We start from the raw sequence: 4049 nt of genomic DNA, 5'->3' as shown, positions 1-4049 counted from the left end.
AAAAACTTGCGAACGGTTCAGCGGACGACCTCTGGTGCTTTGTGCAAGAAGTCCGACGCTTCTATCCGTTTTTTCCCTTTGCCGGAGCGAAGGTGAAAGAGTCATTCGAGTGGCAAGGCTATCAGTTTCCGTCAGGCCGGAAAGTGTTATTGGACCTCTATGGCACCAACCACGATCCGCGTATCTGGGATCGACCAGACGCGTTCGATCCGGAGCGCTTCCGCGATTGGGACGGCAACCCCTTCACGTTTATCCCTCAAGGCGGAGGTGATCACTACGAAAACCACCGCTGCCCCGGCGAATGGATTGCCATCGAACAAATGAAAGTGGCAATGGATGTGCTTGTCAACGGATGCGCCTACGAAGTGCCGGCACAAGATTTGCAAATTGAGATGCGCAGGCTGCCGGCAATCCCCACGAGCCATTTCATCATCCATAACGTAAGCCGGTGATCCGTGAAAAATTGGTTCCCTCTTACAATCCGCAAGAGTTAATGAGTTGACGATGGAGTTCACACGCACCCAAGAGGTTGAGATTTCGCAGAAAGAGATGGTTAGCCATCTCAAACAGGTTCTCAAGCGGCAGGGCTTTAAGCAGAGTGCGGAGATCCGTGCGCCGAAAGCAAGTGAGGGCGAGGATGAGCGGGAGGCGGCTTTCACCTTAGTAAACGCATACAACTCACAGCTTGCGTCGGAGGTATTAAAGATCGCACCCGAAGCTGTGTTGCTGCTGACGATCACTTTTCTCGTCCGCCAGTCCGGCGAACGAACTCAGGTCGGCGTGCTGGATCCCGAAATCCTCTCGATCATCCCGGAGCGGCAGGACCTTCGACCGGTAGTCGAAGAGATGCGTAATCGCATTGAAAAAGTGCTAGACGAGATCAAGACGCCTCCACGAAAGGACTTATCCGAGTTCTCCGCGGATCAGGTGGAGGAGCGTCTCTATGAACTCATCTTGCAGTCCATTGATGCAATCTCCAAGGGCGACCCGGTTCAATGCTGTGACCAGATTTTCGTGCTGGCGAAGGCGTACACTGCGATTGCATCACTGAAACGCATTGAGGAAATCGAGTTGCACCTCGCCGGACCGCAAGTGTGCGCACGCTCCGCTTCTGCGAGAAGGCAAGCGAATGACCATCGTCTGGGTAATCGTCCTGTTTGTTGCCGTTGTGGCAGCGCATTGGGGAGCGGAAAGGCCTGTCCGCCCCGCTAAAAAAGCTCCGCAAGCAGTGGGGCATCTCGGTGGCCGCCGCCAGCGCGTTGGTCGATCTCGCGACCGCGAGAGTTGCTCGTTCACGACGCGCCGCGACTTTGACATCGTCTCTCACTTCGGGATGAGACGGACTGGCAATGCAATTCGACGACTTGCTCATACGGTTCCAACCGACGAGCGCGTCGAGCCTCGGCTTGCTCAGCGGCGGCTGAAGTGGATTTTGTCGCTTGCCCTACCGCCGGTTCTGGCGGTGTGTTGGCTGCAGCATCAGAGCCTATGTCGATCGACACGGATTCGGCTGCATGGCGAACATCGGTATGGTGGCGGTCAAGCAGACGCACCAGAACTTCGCGCAGATTCTTGAGCAAGTGGATCGCTCGCCGACTCCTGGCTTACCGTTTGCTACAACTGTTTTCAGTCGTGATCGTCCTTGTTGTTCACACGATGTTGTGGAAGCCCCTGATGTAGATGTGGATGCTCATGACTCAAGCTGACTCTTTTTCAATCAAGGAGCGTTCCCATGCAGAATACGATGAAAATCAACGACCAAGTGACTGTCGGTCCTCAGCCGAGCGAAGACGATCTCCAACAACTCAGTCAGCAGGGGTTCAAGACAGTGGTGAACTTTCGTGCGGAGGGCGAAGACAAGCAGCCGCTCTCCCCCGCTGCCGAGGGAGACAAGGTGCAGGCGAACGGCATGGAATATCTCAACATTCCCGTATCGATGAAGTCGATGGGACCGGAACTGGCCGATCAGTTTCGAGACCAGTACCCCAATCTTCCCAAGCCTGTCTTCGCTCACTGCAAGAGCGGCAAGCGGGCGGGTGCGATGGTGATGATGCACATGGCGGTCGAACAGGGGATGACCGGCGAACAGACGCTCCAGAAAGCCGAAGAGATGGGCTTCGAGTGCGATCAGCCGGAATTGGAGCAGTTTGTCAAGGACTATGTGGACAGTCACTCCAATTAACCTAGTAATGCCCATCCACAGTAAGGAGCCGCAACATGCTGTTTCATCAACGCTTCGTACCGGGGTTGGCGATTGCCTCGTACATTGTCGGTGACGAGAAAAGTGGTGAAGCCGCCGTCATCGATCCGACCAGAGATGTCTCCGACTTCATCGCCTTCGCCAAGGATCATGATCTGCACATCCGGCACGTCATCGAGACCCACGTTCATGCCGACTTCGTGTGTGGATCACGGGAACTGAAAGCTCGACTCAATGACGAGCCGACCATTCACTGTTCGAGTTATGGCGGCAAGGACTGGATGCAGCCCTTCGCAGACGAGTACGTGAAGGAAGGCGACACGATCCAGATGGGCGATGTGCGGTTCGGCTTTCAGCACGTTCCCGGCCACACGCCGGAGCACATCGCCGTCACCCTGTTCGACACATCCCGCAGCGAGGAAACGCCGTGGCTGATGTTCAGCGGAGACTTTCTGTTCGTGGGGGATGTCGGTCGCCCCGACCTGCTCGGCGAGGAGGAAAAGCAAGCGCTTGCTCATCAACTCTACGAGAGTGTCTTTCAGCGTCTCGATGATCTGCCCGACATCACTGAGGTCTTTCCGGCCCACGGAGCCGGTTCGCTGTGCGGGAAAGCCATCGGTTCTCGACGGTCGTCTACGGTCGGCTACGAGCGGCGGTACAACCCATCTCTGCAAGAGAAGCCCGAAGAGCAGTGGGTGAAGCACCTGCTCAATGAAACGCCGCTCTCGCCACCGTACTTCAAACGCATGAAACGGGTCAATAAGGATGGCCCGACGATCATCGGTCCAGAGCTTCCCGGTCAGCAGCGTTGGAGTGCCAAGCAGGTTTATGAGCGGATCTGCGAGAATTGCCTGATTGTGGACGTGCGGTCGAAGGAGTCGTTCGCCGCCGCTCACATTCCCAACGCCATCAATATTTCTTTCGGAAACAACCTGCCGACATGGGCGGGCTGGGTGCTGCCTTATGACCGTCCGATTTTGCTGATCTCCGAGGACGCTTCGCAAATCGAACAGGTCGTCACGCACCTGCTGCGGGTCGGCTTCGACGACGTGCAAGGTTATCTCGAAGGCGGCATCGGCTCGTGGGAAACCTCCGGCTTTGAACTCTCGACGTTGCACACGATGTCGGTGCATGACCTCGAGAAGCAACTCACGATTCTCGACGTTCGCACGGACAAGGAATGGGACGAGGGGCGCATCGAAGGTGCTCTGCACATCCACGGCGGCACGCTTCAGGATCGCTTTGGCGAGGTTCCCAAGGACAAGCCGGTGGCCGTGGTGTGCGGTTCCGGCTATCGGGCCTCGATTGCTTCCTCGTTTCTTAGGCGGGAGGGCTTCGAAGATGTTACTAACGTGATCGGCGGCATATCCGCTTGGAAAGCGGCAAATTTGCCCACGAGGTCACCCCAATCTGTTTCATTGTGATAGTCGATGAATCCAAGAACATCAGCTCAACAACACAATCTCGCCTTGGCAATTATTGATTTGGAGAGGAAACCATGATGGACATGATGCACACCTGCTGGAACTGGATGATGAGCTTCGGAGCCCTGGGGATACTGGTGGGCGTTGTGGTTCTAGTTCTTTTCATTGCTATGTTTGTTGCTCTAATCCGGCAGCTTAGGTCGCCTCGACAGATGAAATAACGAATGAACCTCCCGACCCTGCGTCCAATGACCAATGTGTTTTGGTGACGGTATCGGTGCGCTGTTAGGACATGTGCGTTGCTTGACCTGACAGCGAATTGGCTGCGTTGAATAAAAGCCTCTCTCAAGGAGAAAACGATGAAAATTTCGACACTTCTCGCTAATCGCCACCTTGGTTTGGTTGTCAAGTTGCGGTTTCGAGCT

Annotated in this window: 4 protein-coding genes; all 4 read left to right on the top strand. The window is 55.5% G+C overall.

From position 1 onward, the window contains the following. A partial coding sequence (locus AC5DDB_RS29820; RefSeq protein ID WP_491743421.1) for a cytochrome P450 occupies window positions 1-452 on the top strand: 452 nt, incomplete at its 5' end. Between the two features lie 52 nt (window positions 453-504). Beyond that, window positions 505-1212: a DUF302 domain-containing protein gene (locus AC5DDB_RS29815; protein WP_491743420.1), complete on the top strand. Its 708-nt coding sequence runs from the start codon at window positions 505-507 to the stop codon at window positions 1210-1212. Window positions 1213-1732: 520 nt separating this feature from the next. Then, complete coding sequence (locus tag AC5DDB_RS29810) at window positions 1733-2182, top strand: protein tyrosine phosphatase family protein (RefSeq protein WP_491743419.1); 450 nt, start codon at window positions 1733-1735, stop codon at window positions 2180-2182. A gap of 35 nt (window positions 2183-2217) precedes the next feature. Then, complete coding sequence (locus AC5DDB_RS29805; protein ID WP_491743418.1) at window positions 2218-3624, top strand: MBL fold metallo-hydrolase; 1407 nt, start codon at window positions 2218-2220, stop codon at window positions 3622-3624. Window positions 3625-4049: the final 425 nt, after the last annotated feature.

This window comes from Thalassoroseus sp. (assembly GCF_984380535.1).
Note: the sequence above shows the minus strand (reverse complement) of the source record. Positions and strands in the feature narration are given on the sequence as shown.